We start from the raw sequence: 18798 nt of genomic DNA, 5'->3' as shown, positions 1-18798 counted from the left end.
TCTGATGAAGACGGCGTCTTATCGGGACGTTGCGAACAGGGGATCCGGCGCCCCCACCGAACTCGTCACGGAGTCGGCGGCGCCGTCAGCACTTCGGAATGCGCTTTCCAAGGTAAGCTGTGCGAGCGCTCCGGTCAACCCCGGGGTTCGGCGACAAGGGCGGGAGCGGGCATGGCGGCGGTCACTCTGCTGGACGTGGCAACGCGGGCCGGGGTCTCCCAGGCCACCGCATCACGCGTGCTCAACGGCTCGAATCGGGTTCCCGGCGAGGGGGTTGCCGATCGGGTGCGCACCGCGGCGCGTGAGCTCGGCTATGTGCCGAACGCGCAGGCACAGGCGTTGGCGCGGGCCTCCACCGGATTACTCGGGCTGATCGTGCACGATATCGCCGACCCGTACTTCTCCTCGATCGCGCGCGGTGTGCAGTCCGCCGCCCGCGCCGCCCGCAAGCAGGTGCTGCTGGCCGGCACCGACCGCGACTTTGACATCGAGCGGGAATCCGTCAGCACCTTCATCGCCCACCGCGCCGACGCCATCGTGCTCGCGGGCTCCCGGCAGAGCGGCGACCTGGACCGCGAACTCGAAGCCGAGTTCGGCCACTACCGCGCCAACGGCGGGCGGGTGGTCGTGATCGGGCAGCCACTGGCCTTCGGCGGCGCCGTCGAGCCGGAAAATCACTTTGCCTCAAGCGAATTGGCCGATGCACTGGTGGCCGCCGGGCACCGGCAGTTCGCCGTGATCGGCGGGCCCGGAAACATCCGGACCTCGGTGGACCGCCGCAACGGTTTCACCGAGGCGCTGGGCAGACACGGGCTGACCACGCTGGTGGAGGTGTCCGGAGACTTCACCCGCGACGGGGGCCATTCCGCCGCCCGCCGGCTCGCTGCCGCGCTCGACCTCAGCCCCGGCGGCACCCGCGAACCGGTCTGCGTGTTCGCGGTCACCGACGTGATGGCCATCGGGGCCATCGCCGCCTGGCGCGAGCAGGGCCTCAGCGTGCCGCGCGACGTGTGCATCGCCGGTTTCGACGACATCCCGACACTGCGCGACCACACCCCCAGCCTGACCACGGTCGCGCTGCCGCTGGAGGAGATCGGCGCGCGCGCAGTCGAATTGGCGTTGCGTATCGACACCGATGCCGATGACCTGCGGGAACGGATCCCGGGGCGGATCGTGCTGCGGGACAGCACGCGCCTTGGCTGAGTGGATCTTCAGGCACGGGTCACCTCTTGGTTGACAGTGTGCGCCAGGTCACGTTAGTGTCGGATTCGCTTCGGAAAGCGCATTCCCAACGGGTGGACATCAGACCCGTTCCACTGCGACCTTGAGGACAATCCATGGCGGTCACCGCATCGGCCCGCGTCCAGTCACCGGACTCCGGCCCGGCCTCCCGGCCGGCACCCCCACGAGCACGTTGGTCCTTCTCCCCGCGCCGCACCGCGGCCAACCTGTGGCGACCCGTCGTGCTGGTCGTCGCGCTCCTGGCCGGCTGGTGGGCCGCCACCGAGGCCGAACTCGTCGCGCCCTACATCCTGCCGTCCCCCGGAGACACCTGGGCGGCGGCACAGCAGAACGCCGCCTACCTCGCCCAGAACACCTGGGTGACCACCTGGGAGACGGTGATCGGCTTCGTCATCGCCACCGTGGTCGGCATCTTCTTCGCGGTGATGATGATCTACTCGTCGAGCTTCGAGAAGACCGTCTACCCGCTCATCCTGTTCGCCCAGGTGATTCCGAAGATCGCCATCGCACCACTGTTCATCGTGTGGCTCGGTTTCGGCCCCTCCCCCAAGATCCTGGTCGCCGTGCTGATGGCCTTCTTCCCCATCGTCATCTCCGGGCTGGCCGGCCTGCGTTCGGTGGACCCGGAGATCCTGGAACTCACCTCGACCATGGGTGCCAGCAAGTTCCGGACCTTCATGAAGGTCCGCTTCCCCGCCTCGCTGCCGCAGCTGATGTCCGGGCTCAAGGTGGCCGCCACCCTGGCCGTCACCGGTGCGGTGGTCGGCGAATTCGTGGGCGCCAACGAAGGTCTCGGCTACGTCATTCTGCAGGCCAACGGAAGCCTGGACACCGCAATGCTTTTCGCCGCGCTGATCATCATGTCGCTGCTCGGGATCGTGTTGTTCGCGATCATCGAGATCGCCGAGAAGCTCCTCATCCCCTGGCACGCCTCACGCCGGACCTCCAACTCCGCCTCCACCGCGGTCTGACCCTTCCGAAACCCGATCAGGAGACACACATGTTTTCATTCAGCCGTCGCGTCACCACCGCGGTCGCCGCGACCACCGCCATTCTCACCCTGGCCGCCTGTGGCGGCGGAGGTGCAGGCGAGAACAACTCGGCCGCCGAGGGCGCCGAAGGCACGACACCGGTCACGCTGATGCTCAACTGGTATCCCTACGGTGAGCACGCCCCGCTTTACTACGGCGTGCAGGAGGGCATCTTTGCCGAGCACGGTATCGACCTGACCATCGATCCCGGGCAGGGCTCCACCCGCACCGCCCAGGCGGTCGGCGGCAAGCAGGTCGACTTCGGCTGGTCCGACACCGCCGCGGTGCTGAGCAATATCGACCAGGGCGTCGACATCAAGAGTGTCGGGGTGTTCCTGCAGACCACCCCCTCGGCGGTGCAGGTCTTCGCCGACTCCGGCATCGAGGAACCGGCCGACCTGGCCGGGCGCACCATCGCCGTCTCGGCCGGCGACGCCCCCACCACCACCTTCCCGATGTTCCTCGCCGACGTCGGCCTGGCGCCCGGCGATGTCAAGGAGCAGAACCTGGACTCCGCGGGCAAGATGGCCGCGCTGATGGCCGGCCGGGTGGACGGGCTGATCGGCTTCGCCCACGACCAGGGCCCGACGATCGCCAACAAGAGCGGACGGGAGATGCGCTACTTCCGCTACTCCGATGCCGGCCTGAACTTCTTCAGCAACGGTCTGATCACCCACAATTCGACGATCAGCGACAAGCCCGAACTGGTCCAGTCGATGCTCGACGCCGTCAGCGCTTCCTATGCGGCGGCCAAGGAAGACCCCGAGGCCGCGGCGAAGGCCATGGTCGGCGTGGATCCGCAGACCCCGCCCGAGCACGTCCTGCTGCAGCAGTGGCAGGAGACCATTCCGCTGCTGACCACGCCGGCCACCACCGGTAAGGCCCCCGGCACCAACGCCGATGAGGACTGGACCTCGACCATCGCCACGCTGAACGAGGCGGGCCTGCTCACGTCCAACAAGGCCCCGGCCGACTACTGGGCCTCCTCGTTCGTTCCCGCGGCCGGAGAATAGGGAAACCCACCATGACCTCCGCAACCATCACCGCACCGAGGACCACCGTGACCTCCGACGCCATCACCATCGACAACCTCACCGTGACCTTCTCGTCGAAACGGTCCACCGTGACCGCCGTCGACAACGTCAGCCTGCGGGTCACCGACGGTGAATTCGTCTCCATCGCAGGGCCCTCCGGCTGCGGCAAATCGACACTGCTCAAGGTGGTGGCCGGTCTGACCGACGCCACCTCCGGCGATGTCCGGCTCCGCGGCAAGGCGGTGCGCGGCCCGCAGCGCGAGATCGGCTACGTCTTCCAGCGGGCCGCCCTGCTGGAGTGGCGCTCGGTGCGCCGCAACATCCTGCTGCAGGCCGAGATGCGCGGCATGCCCCGCAAGGCCGCCCAGGCCCGCTGCGACTACCTGATCGAGATGACCGGGCTCACCGGATTCGAGAACGCCCTGCCGCACGAGCTGTCCGGTGGTATGCAGCAACGTGTTTCGCTGTGCCGCGCGCTGTTGCACGAGCCCGGTGTGTTGCTGATGGACGAACCGTTCGGTGCGCTCGACGCGCTCACCCGGGAGAAGATGAACGTCGAGTTGCACCGCATCTGGCGTGAGACCGGAACCACCGTCGTGCTGGTGACCCACTCGGTGGCCGAGGCGGTGTACCTGGCCAACCGGGTCGTCGTCATGAGCCCCCGCCCGGGCCGCATCGTCGAGACCCTCGATGTCGACCTGCCCGCCGAGCGCGAGTACGCCGAGACGATGGAACGCCCGGAGTTCATCAAGGTGGCCAACCGGGTCCGCGACCTGCTGGGCAGCTCCAGCACCGCGGACTGACCCGCTCTATCAGCGGATGCGGGACCAGCGCACCAGGGTCACGCCGCCGGGAAAGCTGCGCGGTGCGGCCGACGGCGAGAACCCCGACAGCATTGTGCCGTCCGGGAACAGCCGTCGGCCGGCACCCTGGACGCACGGGTACAGGAACAGCCGGTACTCGTCGACGACATCGGCGGCGATCAGGGCCTGGCACAGGGTGATGCTCCCGGTGACCACGATGTCACCACCCCGGCCTGCCACCAGCTTGCGTACGTGGTCCACCGGGTCGCCGGTCAGGATCGTGGAGTTCTGCCAGCCCGGCTCGGACAGCGTGGCCGACACCACATACTTGTCGACGGTGTTCAGGTAGTCGGTCACACCGGTGGTGTCGTCGGTCTGCGCCGGCCAGTAGCTTCGGAAGTCCTCGAAGGTCTTGCGGCCCAGCAGCAGCGCATCCGCGGTCGAATCCTGGCGTCTCATCTCGGCGAGCAGCTCATCGTCCTGCGACTGCGGATCGAACCAGTCCGCCAGCATCTCGACCGAGCCGTCGATGGTCATGTTCTGCGTGATGATCAAGGAGCGCATGTCAGTACTGACTGTTCGCCGACAGTGAACTCATCGCCGTAACGAAAAGTGGTCACCACACGACGTATTCGGTGGGTCGGGGGGCTCGCTCAGACAGGACTGCACCCATGAAACCCTTGCACAACCTGCCCCGCCGGCTGCTGGCCGGCCTGCTGGCCGCGATCCTGCTGCCAGGTCTGATCGCGGTCGCCGGCCAGTCTGCGACCGCGGCGGCGTTCTCCCGTCCCGGTCTTCCGGTGGAGACGCTGATGGTGCCCTCGGCGGCAATGGGCCGCGATATCCCGGTGCGCTTCCAGGGCGGCGGCCCGCGCGCGGTCTACCTGCTCGACGGGCTCCGGGCCCGCGATGACAACAGCGGCTGGGACATCGAGACCGCCGCCTTCGAGACCTTCTTCGAGTCCGGTGTCTCGGTCGTCATGCCGGTCGGTGGCATGTCCAGTTTCTACACCAACTGGCAGGGACCGGCCGTCGGCAACGGCACCACCCAGAACTACCAGTGGGAGACGTTCCTCACCTCCGAGTTGCCCGGTTACCTGGCCGCCAACAAGGGCATCTCCCCCAGCGGGAACGCCGTGGTCGGGCTGTCGATGTCGGGCAGCGCCGCGCTGACGCTGGCCGCCTACCATCCCGGCCAATTCAGCTACGCGGCATCGCTTTCGGGCTACCTCAACCTCTCTCAGGGCCTGTGGCCGCTGCTGGTCACCTTCGCCATGGGCGACGCGGGCGGCTTCAACTCGGTCGCCATGTGGGGACTCGGTGGCGGACCGGCCTGGCGGCGCAACGATCCGACCGTCAACGTCGGCAAGCTCGTCGCCAACGGCACCCGCATCTGGGTGTACTGCGGCACCGGGCGCCCGGGTGAGCTGGGCGGCGGCGGCGACATCGCCGGGCAGGTGCTCGAGACCATCACCCTGGACAGCAACCGCAATTTCGCCCGTCAGTACCAGAACGCCGGCGGCACCAACGGTACCTTCGAGTTCCCGCCCAACGGCACCCACGGCTGGGGCTACTGGGGCGGACAGCTCAACGCCATGAAGGGCGAGATCCAGCGCACCCTGGGGGCTTAACCGGTACCGGCCACCAGCCAGCGACCCGAGAAGGTGCGCCAGCCGACGAACACCAGCCGCAGCACCATGAACAGGGACAGGCCGGACCAGATGCCGACCAGCCCCCAGCCGTACCCGAGGGACAGCCAGATCAGCGGCAGGAACCCGAGCAGGGCGCTCAGCAGGGTCGCGTTGCGCATGAACCTGGCGTCACCGGCACCGAGCAGCACCCCGTCGAGGGCGAAGACGATGCCGGCGACGGTGAGCTGGCCTACCAGGAACCACCAGGGCACCGCGATCTCGTCGAGTACCGCCCGATCGGTGGTGAACAGTCCCGGCAGCACCGCGGAACCGGCGGCGAACACCAGCGCGAACACCGCCGCCGCGGCGGTGGAGAAGATGGTGACCCGCCAGGCCACCGACTTGGCGTGGGCGAACTGGCCCGCGCCGAGTGCGGCGCCGACGAGGGACTGCGCGGCGATGGCCAGTGAATCCAGCACCAGGGCAAGGAAATTCCACAGCTGGAGAACCACCTGGTGGGCAGCCACCGCCGCCGCACCGAACCGCGCGGCCACCGCGCCGGCGGATACGAAACAGGCCTGGAACGCCAGCGTGCGCAGCGCCAGGTCGCGGCCCATCACCATCTGGGCGCGCAGCACCGCGGGCTGCACCCGCAGCCCCACCCGCTCGGCGAACAGGGCCCGGCAGAACAGCACCGCGGCGATCCACTGCCCGACGACATTGGCCACCGCCGACCCGGTCAGCCCCAGCTGCGGCAGCCCCAGCCAACCGAACACCAGCGAAGGACACAGCACCGCCGAAACACCAAAGCCGACAAGGACATAGCGCAGCGGGCGGATGGTGTCCTGCACCCCGCGCATCCAGCCGTTCCCCGACATCGAGATCATGATCGCCGGGGCGCCGAGGATGGCCACCCGCAGCCAGGGCAGCGCCGCGTCGGCGATCTCGCCGCCACCGGAGATCACGTCCAGAATCGGGACGGCCAATGCCTGGACGGCGACCACCACGATCAGTCCCAGACCCAGCGCCAGCCAGGTCGCCTGCACCCCCTCGCCGACCGCCGCCTGCCGGTCACCGGAGCCGAAGAACCGCGCCGAACGGGCCGTGGTGCCATAGGACAGGAACGTCAGTTGCGAGCTGACCAGCGCCAGCACCAGCCCGCCGATCGCCAGGCCGGCCAGGCTCAGCGCACCGAGGCGCCCCACGACCGCCAGGTCGAACAGCAGATAGACGGGTTCGGCGGCAAGCACTCCCAGAGCGGGCAGCGCCAGACCCGCGATCCGCCGGGCGGTGACAGGTTCGTCAGCCAAGTGCACCCTGCAGGGCGGCAACCACCTCATCGGCGGAACCGGTGGCCGAGTAGCCGGCCGCCTTGCGGTGCCCGCCACCCCCGAACCGGCCGGCCACCGCCGCGATGTCCAGTGACTTCGAACGCATCGACACCGACCAGTGCTGCGGCTCGATCTCCTTGAAGACCGCCGCAACCTCGGCCTGGGCCGTGGTCCGCACGATGTCGACGATGCTCTCGACTTCCTCCGGCCGCGCCTTCGCCCATTCCTCATGCGCCACAACCGCATAGACCAGGCCGCGTCCGTCGGCCGCCTCCTCCAGCAGCCGGGCCGAGCCCAGCACCCGGGACAGCATCGGCAGCCACGCGAACGGGTGGGTGTCCATCAGGGTCCGGCTGATACCGGCGTTGTCCACGCCGATGTCGAGCAACCGTGACGCCAGCTGATGGGCCCGCGCGCTGGCCCACCGGAAGGAACCGGTATCGGTGGTCAGCCCGGCATAGAGGCAGTGCGCGACGGCACCGTCGATCGGCTTGTCCCACGCATCGAGCAGATCGGCCACCAGCATGGTCGTCGAATCTGCCTTGGGATCCACGAAATTAGCGGTGCCGAACAGGGTGTTGGAGGCGTGGTGATCGATCACCAGCAGCTCGCGGGCTTCCTCGGCCAGTTCACTCAGACTGCCGAGCCGGTTGATGGTCGGGATGTCCACGGTGACGACCAGATCGGCGTCGCGGCGCAGGAGTTCCGGGGCGACCAGCAGGTGCCCGCCGGGCAGCGTGCGCAATGACTCGGGCAGTTCGTCGGGTGTGGCGAAGCTGACCGCCACGCTCTTGCCCGCCTGCTCCAGCACCTGCGCCAGGGCCAGTCCGGCACCGATGGTGTCCGCGTCGGGATAGACGTGCGCCACGATGACGACGGTTTCAGCCCCGCTCAGCACGTCGGCGGCCCCGCCCGCATCGACACGGGAGCCCACTGAGGCTGTATCAGTCATCGGATCGATCGCCGTCATCGTTGTCCTCGGAGTCGTACGCGTTCGGTCCCCCGCTTCCCCACCGCACGGTCCACGTTACGGGTCGAGGCCGCGGTGGACATCGGCACCCTCCCCACAGAAAGGTCCCACACACCGGGGTGTGCGGGACCTTCCAGCTGTACCCGCAGCCTACGGCGCCGGCGTTCCGGCTACGCCGTTGGTTCCGGGCGTGCCGTCGGCCTGACCAGGCGTGCCGTCCCCACCGTCGCCGCCGGTCCCGCCCACGTTGACGGACGCGCCGCCGACGCCGCCGTTACCGCCCGCACCGTTGAGGCCGGCATCGACGAAGGTTCCGCCGGCGCCGCCGTCACCACCGTCACCGCCGAATCCGATCAGGCCGGTGCCCTGCCGGATGCTCGCCGCACCACCTGCTCCACCGGTTCCGCCGGCGGCACCGTTCACGCCGCCGGCACCACCCACGCCACCCGCACCACCGGTGGCCTGACCGCCGTTGATGACGACGCCGCTGAGCGCCTCGACGACCGCGTCGCCGCCCTTGCCACCAAGACCACCGTCGACGCCGCGGGCACCCGCGTCACCGCCGATCGCGGTGCTGTCGATGATCGTTCCCCCGGCGGTGTTGAGACTCGCAGCACCGCCGGCGCTTCCGGTCGCTCCGTCACCACCGCTCGCGATGCCGCCGGTGATGGAGTTGTTGTTCTGCCGGGCCGTGATCGTGGCCCCTCCGCCCGCACCACCGTTGACGCCGCCGAGTCCCGACCCGCCCGCGCCGCCGGTCGCCACACCTTCGGCGGTGCTGTTCACGCCGGCGACACCGGAACTCTGTCCCGAGCCGATGACGGCCTGGCCGCCGGCACCACCGACGGCACCCGCGCCGCTCCCACCGGCGCCGGCCGTCACCGTGCCGGTGGCGGTGGATCCGTTGCCCTGCGCCGTGATCTGCGCCCGCGCCCCGGCGCCGCCGGTCCCGCCGGCACTGCCCGCTCCGCCGGCACCACCGTAGGCGCTGCCATCGGCTGTCGAAGCGGTGCCGGACGCGATGACGGTGGCGAAACCGCCGGCACCGCCCCTGCCACCGGTCGACGCGTCCCCACCGGCGCCACCGACGGCGGTGCCAATGGCTTCGCTGTTGTTGCCGATGCCGGCGGTGAGGCCGGTCTGCACCGTGCCGCCGGCACCGGCGCCACCCACACTGCCCGTGCCGTCCGCGTCACCGCCGGCACCACCGATGGCGGTCCCCGATGCGGTGCTACCCGCGCGCTGCGCGACCACCCCGCCCGCGGCACCGGCACCGCCGACACCACCGTGGCTTCCGTGACCGCCGTGGCCGCCGCGGGCCTCGGCGTCGAGGACATCGCCACCGTTGGTGGCCGAGACGGTGGCCGCACCGCCGGCCCCGCCGATACCGCCGTCGGCATCACCGCTGCCGGCGTCCCCACCGGTGGCGGTCGCATCGGTGACCGAACTACCGGCGCCTGCAGCCGAGACCGTGGCATTGCCGCCGGCGGCGGTGTCAGTGTTCTCGCCGCCGATCGCGTGGCTGTCGACGATGCTGCCGCCCGCGGTCACGCTCACCGTGGCATAGCCGCCCAGACCGCCGGAGCCACCGTCGGCGGCGGTGGCGCTGCTGTCGACGATCGTCCCGTTGACCGCCGTGATCTCGGCGATTCCTCCGTTGACGTCGGTGGCAGCGCCGCCGACGGCCGTGCTGCCGGTGATCGCGCCGGCACTGCCGGCGTCACCGAACACCCCTGCGAAGACATAGGACTGACCACCGAGCGCCGTGGAGTGATCGGCACCGTCGGTGGCGTCACCGCCCGCGCCGGCCGTCGCGGTATTGCCGGTGGCAATGCTGCCGGTGGCGTTGGCGACGATCCGGCCCTGTCCACCGGTGCCACCACGGCCACCGGCTGCGGCCGCGCCGCCGTCACCGCCGGTGGCGGTGCCACTGGCCGCGCTGTCCACACCGAATGCCTGGATGTTGCCGATGGTGCCGTTACCGCCGACGCTGCCGACGCCGGTGGCCTGACCACCGTCGCCGCTGCGGCCGGTGCCGGCGGCCGTGGCCCCGGCCGCGAACGCCCCCACCTGGCCGGCACTGCCGTTACCGCCGACGCCGCCGACAAGACCGTCGCCGCCGTTGCCGCCGATGCCCGCACCGGTGGCTTCGGCGCCAACTCCGCCGGCGACCACACTTCCGGTTCCGCCGTTGCCCCCGGTGCCACCGCCGGTGGCGTTTCCGCCGGCGCCGCCGGTCCCGGAACCCATTGCCGTGCCGTCATTTCCGCCGATGCCCGTCCGAACGAACCCGGCCTGCACATTGCCGCTGCCGCCGTTGCCGCCGATACTGCCGACCCCGACGGCGGCGCCGCCGGCACCGCCGAGACCATCGCCGGACGCGGTGCCACCAGTGCCGCCCTCGCGGCCGGCGGTGACCGCGGAGCCACCACCGTTGCCACCGGTGCCACCCTCGAGACCGTCGCCCCCGGCGCCACCGATGGCGCTGCCGGTCACCACGCCACCCAGCCCCGCCCCGAGAAGCGCCGATCCGCCGATCCCGCCCGTACCGGTGCCGGTGGCATCACCGCCGGCCCCGCCGGTCGCCGTACCGGTCACGCTGCTGCCCGCACCGTCGGACAGAATCGACGCGTTTCCGCCGGTGCCGCCGCGCCCGCCGGCCACCGTGGTGGTACCGGCACCGCCCGTGCCTCCGGCGCCGCCCTGCGCGGTGCTGCCGGTGGCGGCACCGCCATCGGACTCTCGGACCGTGGCGCCGCCGCCGCCACCACCGCCGCCGCCGCCGAGACCGGGTGCGGCCGCCGTGCCCAGTCCGCCCGCGCCGCCTGCGCCGCCCGCACCTGCCACCGCACCGGCACCGGTACTGCCGCCGTCCCCGCCGGTTCCGCCCGTGCCGCCGTTGCCGTAGCCGGTGCTCGTGTCGAACACCAGCAGGAAACGGCCCGCGCCCCCGGTTCCGCCGACGCCACCCTGTCCGCCTGCGCCGCCGGCACCGGCCGACAGCGTGTCGGTGCCCCCGAAGCCGGCACCACCACGGCCGCCGCGGCCACCGATCCCGGCGAGGCCGCCCAGACCGATGATCAACGAACCGGCCCCGCCGTTACCGCCCGCGCCACCCGTACCGCCCGCGCCCGCTGCCGAAATCGCGGTGCCGGCAAGACCGTTCGCACCGGCGCCGCCTGCCCCACCGGCACCGCCGCTGCCGAACAGGGACAGTGCGCCCACATTGCCGCCCTGGCCACCGCGGCCACCGAGGGCACTCACGTCGAGTGCTTCGCCACCTGCGCCGCCGATACCGCCGTTGCCGATGAACAGCCCACCGCCGCCTCCGGTACCGCCCTCGCCGCCGGTACCACCCACACCGCCGGCCCCGCCGGCAGCACCCCAACTGATCAGACTGAACTGGCCTGCCGCGCCACCGTCGCCGCCGGCACCACCAACTCCGGTGAGGGCACCGGCACCGCCGACACCGCCCTCACCGGCTGGGCCGAAGATCACGCCGATCAGACCGCCGGCGCCACCGTCACCGCCCGCGCCACCGTCGTCACCGCTACCGCCGGCACCGCCACGACCGCCCGATCCCACGATCGACAGCAGTCCGGCGTTGCCTCCGTTTCCGCCATCGCCGCCGACGCCGGTGAGGACGGTCGCGCCCGCACCGCCGCGGCCACCGTTGCCGAAGAACAGCCCGCCGGTGCCGCCGTGCCCACCGGCGCCGGCGCTGAAGATGATGACCCCGGCCCCACCGTCACCGCCATTGCCGATCCAGCCTGCGGACCCGCCGTCGCCGCCGTTGAAGCCGGCGCCGCCGTCGCCGAACAGCCCGCCGTTGCCACCGCGACAGACCACCGCGACACAGGTCACCGCGGTCCAGTTGTAGCCGTTGCCGATGAGCAGGCCGCCGTCGGGATGTGCCGCCGTGCCGTTGCCGATGAGCAGCACCTGACCGATCCAGATCTGGAAGGGCGCGCCGACCGAACTCTGCAGTGCCGGCACCGCGGCCGCGTTCACCAGTCCCAGCGGCGCGATCTCGGCGTCATCACCGGTCACCAGTGCCGGTTCGGCCGGATCGGCCGAGTACAGGGCGGCCGTTTCGTCGATGACGCTGCGGGCCCGCGATGTCTCCTCCCGCCGCACCGCACCCGCCGCGGCGGCCCAGACCAACGAATCCGCAACCGGAGCGCCGGAGGGACCGCCGCCGGCGGTGTCCGGAACAGCGATCGCCGGCACGGCCACCACCGATACCGGCGCGATCACCGGATCAGCCACCACCGGTGCAGCGAGGGCGGGAGCCGCTGCGCTGGGCGCCGCCGTGATCACCTGCGACTCGTCAACGGCGACCGACTCCTTCTTCGCATCGGTCGCCGGTGCCGACTTCATCTCGGGGGCGGCGGTCGACGCCGACCTCGCCACCGGCGCTCTCACCTCGCGGGGCGCGCGCGACAGCGCTGTCTTGCGGTGGTCTTGACCGGCCCGTGCCCTCGTCTTCGGTGATGGTGTGTCCGTGTCGTCGTGCGATGAGCTCTCGCCGTCCGACGGTCCGGCGCCGTTGGGGGAATCCGCATGGTCGGACGGTGCACCACCGGGTGACCCGGCGTCGTCCGGCGAAGTGCCTCCCGATGAACTCGGGCTGTCCGAGGAATCACTGGTACCCGTGGTGTCCGCAAACGCCACCGGCATCCAGGTCGTGATCGCCGCACCGATGCCCAAAGCGACGGCCAAGGCTCCGACGCGGCCGATGTAGCTTGACGGGCCAGCGCTCACCTTCTGCGCCAGTTGCTTTGCTGTCAGCTGTTTCGACGTCGCGCGTTTTGGCATCGAATGCCTCGGCGTCGCGGCTTTCGGTACGCCACCGAGCGGCTTCATCGGACTCATCAGCAATCCCCCCATTCGCGCGTCAATGCGCTCATCAGTAGCTATTTGGCAATTGATAGCTAACTAGCGAAGGACCCTATACGCCCAAAACTGCCGATTCAGGCACTTTCGCGAAATGGCCGCACAACGACCATCCATGGACAAGAAGAATTAACTGATATGTCAAAACATCGCCGTCGACGACGCACCGGAAACCGTTCGCCACATGCCACCGCCGTGGCCGGTTCGGTATCGCCGCCCCCCGGGCAGCCACACCGGATTGACGGTTCAGCAAATTCTGATCGGCCGCGGGCTCAGCGTCAACGTCGGCTGTGGATGATCAGCGACGGGTCCGCCGTCCCCGGTGAAACCCGTTGGCAATGGCCGAAATCAGGCCGTCAACGACGGAAACGGGAAGGCCGACAAGGCCTTCCCGTTTCCGGTACGCGAATCAGTTGCGAGAACGGTCAGTTCGATCGCGGTTCGTCGGCATCCTCATCATCGGTCGCCTCGTCACCCTCGACGTCACCCTCGACCGTGGTCACGCGGTACGGGTCGGCCTCCCCCGCCGGCTTGGCGCCTTCCCGGATCCGGGCCAGATCGGCGTCCGCCTCCCGGGCCCGGGCCAGCAGGGCCTCCATGTGCGCCGAGGTCTCGGGCACCTTGTCCAGCACGAAAGCCAGCGTCGGCGTGAAGCGCACTCCGGTGGCCGCACCGACCTTGCTCCGGAGAATGCCCCTGGCCCGCTCCAACGCGGCGGCCGCACCCTCGTAGTCGGGTTCGTCCTGCAACGTCGCACCGCGCACCGTGTAGTAGACGGTGGCGTCGTGCAGGTCTCCCGTCACCTTCGTGTCCGTGACGGTCACGAAGGCCAACGGGGGATCCTTGATCTCGAACTCGATGGCAGAGGCCACAACCGTGCCGATGCGCTTCGACAGGCGGCGTGCACGTCCAACATCAACCATGACTTAGGTGCGTTCCTTCTCGACGAGTTCGTACGCCTCGATGACGTCGCCCTCTTTGATGTCGTTGTAGGTCAGCGTCAGACCACACTCGTAGCCGTCGCGCACCTCGGTGACATCGTCCTTCTCCCGCTTGAGCGACGAGATGGTGACCGTCTCGGCGACCACCACGTTGTCACGCAGCAGGCGCGCCTTCGCGTTGCGGCGCATGATGCCGGAGGTGACCAGGCAGCCGGCGATGTTGCCGACCTTCGACGACCGGAAGATGGCCCGGATCTCGGCGCGGCCGAGCTCCTTCTCCTCGTAGACCGGCTTGAGCATGCCCTTGAGCGCGCTCTGGATCTCGTCGATGGCCTGGTAGATCACCGAGTAGTACCGGATGTCGACACCCTCGCGGTTGGCGAGCTCGGTGGCCTTGCCCTCGGAACGCACGTTGAAGCCGATGATGATGGCATTCGACGCCGACGCCAGGTTGACGTTGGTCTCGGTGACACCACCGACACCGCGGTCGATGACGCGCAGTTCCACCTCGTCGTCGATCTCGATACCCAGCAGGGCCTCTTCCAGCGCCTCCACGGTGCCGGAGTTGTCGCCCTTGAGGATCAGGTTCAGCTGCGAAGTCTCCTTCAACGCTGCATCGAGATCGTCCAGGCTGATGCGCTTGCGGGTGCGGGCCGCCAGCGCGTTGCGCTTGCGGGCACTGCGGCGATCGGCGATCTGCCGGGCGATCCGGTCCTCGTCGACCACCAGCAGGTTGTCACCGGCACCGGGCACCGACGTGAAGCCGATGACCTGGACCGGACGAGACGGCAGCGCCTCGTGGATGTCCTCGCCGTGCTCGTCGACCATGCGACGAACACGTCCATAGGCATCGCCGGCCACGATCGAGTCGCCGACCCGCAGCGTGCCGCGCTGGATGAGCACGGTCGCCACCGGGCCACGGCCACGGTCCAGGTGCGCTTCGATCGCCACACCCTGGGCTTCCATGTCGGGGTTGGCCCGCAGGTCCAGCGACGCGTCGGCGGTCAGCAGGACCGCTTCCTCGAGCGCCTGGATGTTGACGCCGTTCTTCGCCGAGATGTCGACGAACATGGTGTCGCCGCCATACTCCTCGGCCACCAGGTTGTACTCGGTGAGCTGGGCCCGGATCTTCTGCGGGTCCGCGCCTTCCTTGTCGATCTTGTTGACCGCCACCACGATCGGCACATCGGCCGCCTGCGCGTGGTTGATGGCCTCCACCGTCTGCGGCATGACACCGTCGTCGGCGGCGACCACCAGGATCGCGATATCGGTGGCCTTCGCACCACGGGCACGCATGGCCGTGAAGGCCTCGTGACCGGGCGTGTCGATGAAGGTGATGAGACGCTCGGCGCCCTCATGCTCGACGGCCACCTGGTAGGCACCGATGTGCTGGGTGATGCCACCGGCTTCACCCTCGCGCACGCTGGCGTTCCGGATGGTGTCCAGCAGGCGGGTCTTGCCGTGGTCGACGTGACCCATGACGGTGACGACCGGCGGACGGAATTCGAGATCTTCCTCGCCGCCCTCGTCCTCGCCGTAGGTGAGGTCGAAGGACTGCAGCAGTTCGCGGTCCTCGTCCTCCGGGGACACGACCTGCACGACGTAATTCATCTCGCTGCCGAGCAGTTCGAGGGTCGAATCGTCCACCGACTGCGTTGCGGTGACCATCTCACCGAGGTTGAACAAGGCCTGCACCAGCGATGCCGGGTTGGCGTTGATCTTGTCGGCGAAGTCCACCAGCGATGCGCCGCGGGCCAGCCGGATGGTCTCGCCGTTGCCGTGCGGCAACCGCACACCACCGACGACCGGGGCCTGCATGTTCTCGTATTCGGCGCGTTTCGCCCGCTTCGACTTGCGTCCACGACGGACCGCGCCGCCGGGACGACCGAAGGCACCTGCGGCACCGCCGCGCTGGCCGGGACGACCACCGCCGCCACCACCGCCGGGACGACCGCGGAAACCGCCGGCTGCTGCTCCGCCGGCACCGGCACCTGCACCGGCACCGCCGCCTGCGCCGCCGCCGCGGTAGTTACCGCCGCCGCCACCGCCACCGGGACGGCCACCGGGAGCCGGACGACCGCCCGGACCGGGACGCGGACCGCCTGGGCGACCGGTCGCACCGGGACGCGCGCCGGGCGGGCGGGGAGGCATGTTGCCTGGTGAGGCTCCACCGGGACGCGGTGCGCCCGGACGCGGCCCGCCGGGGCCGGGGCCCGGACGGGGACCGCCGGGGCCGGCCTGCGGACGCGGGGCCGGACGCTCGGCCGGTGCCTGCGAGGAGAACGGGTTGTTGCCGACGCGCGGGGCGCGCGGCGCGGGCTTGGGTCCCGGAGTCGGTCCCGGACGGGGCCCGGGGGTCTGGGTACCGGCCGATGCGGCGGGAGCCGCCGGTGCAGCCGGTGCCTGAGGTTCGGGCGGAGCTGCCGGAGCTGCGGGAGCCGCCGGTGCAGCAGGCGCGGGGGCCTGGGCTGCGGGAGCAACGGGGGCCGGGGCCGCCGGGGCCGGGGGTGCAGGCGGAGCCTGCGGTGCCGGCTTCGGGCCGGGCTTGGGGCCGCCACCGGACGATGCCGGCTTGCTGGGCGCCTTGGCTGCGGGAGCATCTGCCGGGGCGGATTTTCCGCCTCCGAACGACTCACGCAGACGGCGTGCGACGGGGGCTTCCACCGTCGACGACGCCGATTTGACGAATTCGCCCTGATCGCTCAGACGGGCGAGAACTTCCTTACTGGTGACACCGAGTTCCTTCGCTAACTCGTGCACGCGGGCCTTACCTGCCACTACTTCTCCTCGTTTGGAGGCGACAGCGGTGGTGGGGCCGCGCCTCGGGTTTAGCTATGACGCATGGTCATCGGGACTTCACGGTGTGCTCATGTTCTTCGCTACCTGTTCTCTAGCCGGTGGGGCCGGATTCCTCAGCGCCCGGTGAGGCGTTGACGTACTCGACCACCGCGGATGTGTCCGGTGAACCGGTGATGCGCAACGCTCGGACGAACGCTCGCCGACGGAGTGCCGCATCAAGACACTGCTGGTCGGGATGCAACCAAGCACCCCGCCCCGGCAGGTTACCCGCTGAGTCCACAGTCACGGCGCAATTGCCGGGCCTGTCGGATACAGCGGCCACTCGAAGCAGTTCGACGGCCAGTTCTCGCTTCCGGCATCCCACACACGTCCGCACCGGTCCGTCTGGGCTCCGATGCGCACGAGCCGGGATGGCCGAAGTCTCGCGCTGGATCACGGCTCAGTCTACCGTTCCCGGACGTCCAGACTTCAATCGCGTGTCGGGATAGCTCACCCGGCCGCGGGTTCGGGTGCCGCGTCACTGCGGATATCGATACGCCAGCCGGTGAGACGGGCCGCCAACCTGGCGTTCTGCCCTTCCTTGCCGATCGCCAGCGACAGCTGGAAGTCCGGCACCACCACCCGGGCCGCCCGGGTGCTCTCGTCGATGACGGTCACCGACACGACCTTGGCCGGCGACAGCGCGTGGGCGACGAACCGGGCCGGGTCCTCGTCGTAATCGATGATGTCGATCTTCTCGCCGGACAGTTCGCTCATCACATTGCGGACCCGCTGGCCCATCGGGCCGATACACGCCCCCTTGGCGTTCAGACCCGGCACCCGCGATGCCACGGCAATCTTGGAGCGGTGTCCGGCCTCCCGCGCCACCGCGACGATGTCGACGGATCCGTCGGCGATCTCGGGCACCTCGAGCGCGAACAATTTGCGCACCAGGTTCGGGTGGGTGCGCGACAGCTCGATCTTGGGCTCGCGGGCACCGCGGGACACCCCGATGACGTAGCAGCGCAGCCGATCGCCGTGCTCGTAGCCCTCACCGGGCACCTGCTCGGCGGGCCGGATCATGCCGTCGGAGCCCTTGGCCTCGGTGCCGACCCGGACCACCACGTTGCCGCGGGTGTTCTCCCGGGCGTCCCGCTGCACGACGCCGGCGACGATATCGCCCTCGCGCGCCGAGAACTCGCCGTACATCCGCTCGTTCTCCGCGTCGCGCAGCCGCTGCAGGATCACCTGACGCGCGGTGGTCGCCGCGATACGGCCGAATCCCTCTGGGGTGTCGTCCCATTCGTTGATCAGGTTGCCGTCGTCATCGGTTTCCCTGGCCATCACCTTGACCACACCGGTCTTGCGGTCGACGTCGATACGCGCGTCGGCCTCGTGGCCCTCGGTGTGCCGATACGCGGTCAGCAACGCAGACTTGATGGTGTCCACGACGATATCGACCGAGATCCCCTTGTCGGACTCGATGGCATGAAGCGCCGCCATGTCGATGTTCATTCGTCGCCCCCCTTTCCAGACTGCTCGGACAATTCCAACTCACGCCGATTCGGCGGCGAAAACTCAACTTGCACAATCGCTTTGGTGATCCCGCTGACGTCGATGGGACGGACCTCGTAATCCTTGCCCACCGCCACGACGAGGTGCACCACCCCGTCGGCGGTCTGCCCGATCCGGCCGGTCAGGCTCGATCCGTCGGCCAGCGCGACCTCGACCTTGCGGCCGCGGGACCGGCGGAAGTGCTTTTCGGTGGTCAGCGGGCGGTCGACGCCGCGGGAGGTCACCTCCAGCACGTATGCGCCGTAGTCACCATTGGCCTGCTCAGCGGCATCCAGGGCCGCCGAGGCCACCTTCGACAGGGTGGCGATGGCATCCAGATCGACACCGTCATCGGCATCGGCGATCACGGTGAGGCGGGGCGGACGCCCACCGCCGAGCACTACGTCTTCGACTTCGTAGCCCGCCCGGGCGAACTCCTCGTCGAGGAGTTCGATCACCTGCTCCCGCGACGGTAATCGCGCAGACCGCAGCGGGTCATCCGATGCCACGGCGAGCTCCTCATCTTGAGTTGTGCGGACACATTCCCCGGTCGACTGGACCCGGGTTCGGTTACCAAACGATACGCC

15 protein-coding genes are annotated in these 18798 nt (G+C 69.8%); 6 read left to right on the top strand and 9 right to left on the bottom strand.

Translation table 11 applies throughout. The annotated features are described in order from the left end of the window. Window positions 1-171 precede the first annotated feature (171 nt). The 4 genes from ASE48_RS18905 to ASE48_RS18890 all read left to right on the top strand — a co-directional run bounded on the left by ASE48_RS18905 (window position 172) and on the right by ASE48_RS18890 (window position 4110). Entirely contained in the window at window positions 172-1203 is a 1032-nt protein-coding gene (locus tag ASE48_RS18905; protein WP_057168689.1) for a LacI family DNA-binding transcriptional regulator, read from the top strand. A 134-nt stretch (window positions 1204-1337) separates the two neighbouring features. Further along, window positions 1338-2213 carry an ABC transporter permease gene (locus ASE48_RS18900; protein ID WP_057168688.1) on the top strand — a complete coding sequence of 292 codons (876 nt, stop codon included), beginning with the start codon at window positions 1338-1340 and terminating at the stop codon, window positions 2211-2213. 29 nt (window positions 2214-2242) lie between these two features. After that, on the top strand, window positions 2243-3286 hold the full coding sequence (locus tag ASE48_RS18895; protein ID WP_057168687.1) for an ABC transporter substrate-binding protein: 1044 nt from the start codon (window positions 2243-2245) through the stop codon (window positions 3284-3286). 11 nt (window positions 3287-3297) lie between these two features. Then, window positions 3298-4110 carry an ABC transporter ATP-binding protein gene (locus ASE48_RS18890; protein WP_057168686.1) on the top strand — a complete coding sequence of 271 codons (813 nt, stop codon included), beginning with the start codon at window positions 3298-3300 and terminating at the stop codon, window positions 4108-4110. Window positions 4111-4119: 9 nt separating this feature from the next. Here the strand turns inward: ASE48_RS18890 and ASE48_RS18885 are convergent, their stop codons facing one another. Then, on the bottom strand, window positions 4120-4674 hold the full coding sequence (locus tag ASE48_RS18885) for a dihydrofolate reductase family protein (RefSeq protein ID WP_057168685.1): 555 nt from the start codon (window positions 4672-4674) through the stop codon (window positions 4120-4122). 107 nt (window positions 4675-4781) lie between these two features. Here ASE48_RS18885 and ASE48_RS18880 point away from each other — a divergent pair, with 107 nt between their 5' ends. Next, window positions 4782-5741: an alpha/beta hydrolase gene (locus ASE48_RS18880; RefSeq protein WP_057168684.1), complete on the top strand. Its 960-nt coding sequence runs from the start codon at window positions 4782-4784 to the stop codon at window positions 5739-5741. Here ASE48_RS18880 and ASE48_RS18875 read toward each other — a convergent pair. From ASE48_RS18875 to ASE48_RS33695, 3 genes are all read right to left on the bottom strand, one after another. Further along, a complete protein-coding gene (locus tag ASE48_RS18875) occupies window positions 5738-7081 on the bottom strand; it encodes an MATE family efflux transporter (protein ID WP_057168683.1) in 1344 nt (447 codons plus the stop codon). The two genes, ASE48_RS18880 and ASE48_RS18875, sit on opposite strands and share 4 nt — an antisense overlap. Continuing rightward, window positions 7044-8042: a DHH family phosphoesterase gene (locus ASE48_RS18870; RefSeq protein ID WP_057168682.1), complete on the bottom strand. Its 999-nt coding sequence runs from the start codon at window positions 8040-8042 to the stop codon at window positions 7044-7046. The genes ASE48_RS18875 and ASE48_RS18870 overlap by 38 nt, the downstream gene beginning before the upstream one ends. 150 nt (window positions 8043-8192) lie before the next feature. Beyond that, on the bottom strand, window positions 8193-12455 hold the full coding sequence (locus ASE48_RS33695) for a beta strand repeat-containing protein (RefSeq protein ID WP_156409276.1): 4263 nt from the start codon (window positions 12453-12455) through the stop codon (window positions 8193-8195). A gap of 85 nt (window positions 12456-12540) precedes the next feature. On the opposite strand from ASE48_RS33695, the gene ASE48_RS18855 reads away from it, so the two are divergent. Then, complete coding sequence (locus ASE48_RS18855; RefSeq protein WP_057168679.1) at window positions 12541-12786, top strand: hypothetical protein; 246 nt, start codon at window positions 12541-12543, stop codon at window positions 12784-12786. 577 nt (window positions 12787-13363) lie between these two features. On the opposite strand, the gene rbfA is transcribed toward ASE48_RS18855, so the two are convergent. From rbfA to rimP, 5 genes are all read right to left on the bottom strand, one after another. After that, window positions 13364-13861: a 30S ribosome-binding factor RbfA gene (rbfA, locus tag ASE48_RS18850; RefSeq protein WP_057168678.1), complete on the bottom strand. Its 498-nt coding sequence runs from the start codon at window positions 13859-13861 to the stop codon at window positions 13364-13366. 3 nt (window positions 13862-13864) lie between these two features. Continuing rightward, the gene (infB, locus tag ASE48_RS18845; RefSeq protein ID WP_082614288.1) at window positions 13865-16657 is read right to left on the bottom strand and encodes a translation initiation factor IF-2; all 2793 of its coding nucleotides are present in this window, start codon (window positions 16655-16657) and stop codon (window positions 13865-13867) included. Between the two features lie 112 nt (window positions 16658-16769). Further along, complete coding sequence (locus tag ASE48_RS32245) at window positions 16770-17000, bottom strand: YlxR family protein (RefSeq protein WP_442928733.1); 231 nt, start codon at window positions 16998-17000, stop codon at window positions 16770-16772. Between the two features lie 167 nt (window positions 17001-17167). Then, on the bottom strand, window positions 17168-18172 hold the full coding sequence (gene nusA / locus ASE48_RS18835) for a transcription termination factor NusA (protein ID WP_057168675.1): 1005 nt from the start codon (window positions 18170-18172) through the stop codon (window positions 17168-17170). After that, window positions 18169-18720 (bottom strand): ribosome maturation factor RimP, encoded by a 552-nt coding sequence (gene rimP, locus ASE48_RS18830; RefSeq protein ID WP_057168674.1) that lies wholly within the window; start codon window positions 18718-18720, stop codon window positions 18169-18171. The genes nusA and rimP overlap by 4 nt, the downstream gene beginning before the upstream one ends. Between the last annotated feature and the right edge of the window lie 78 nt (window positions 18721-18798).

Source organism: Mycobacterium sp. Root265, assembly GCF_001428895.1.
Taxonomy (GTDB): domain Bacteria; phylum Actinomycetota; class Actinomycetes; order Mycobacteriales; family Mycobacteriaceae; genus Mycobacterium.
This window is presented reverse-complemented; position numbering and strand designations above follow the sequence as displayed.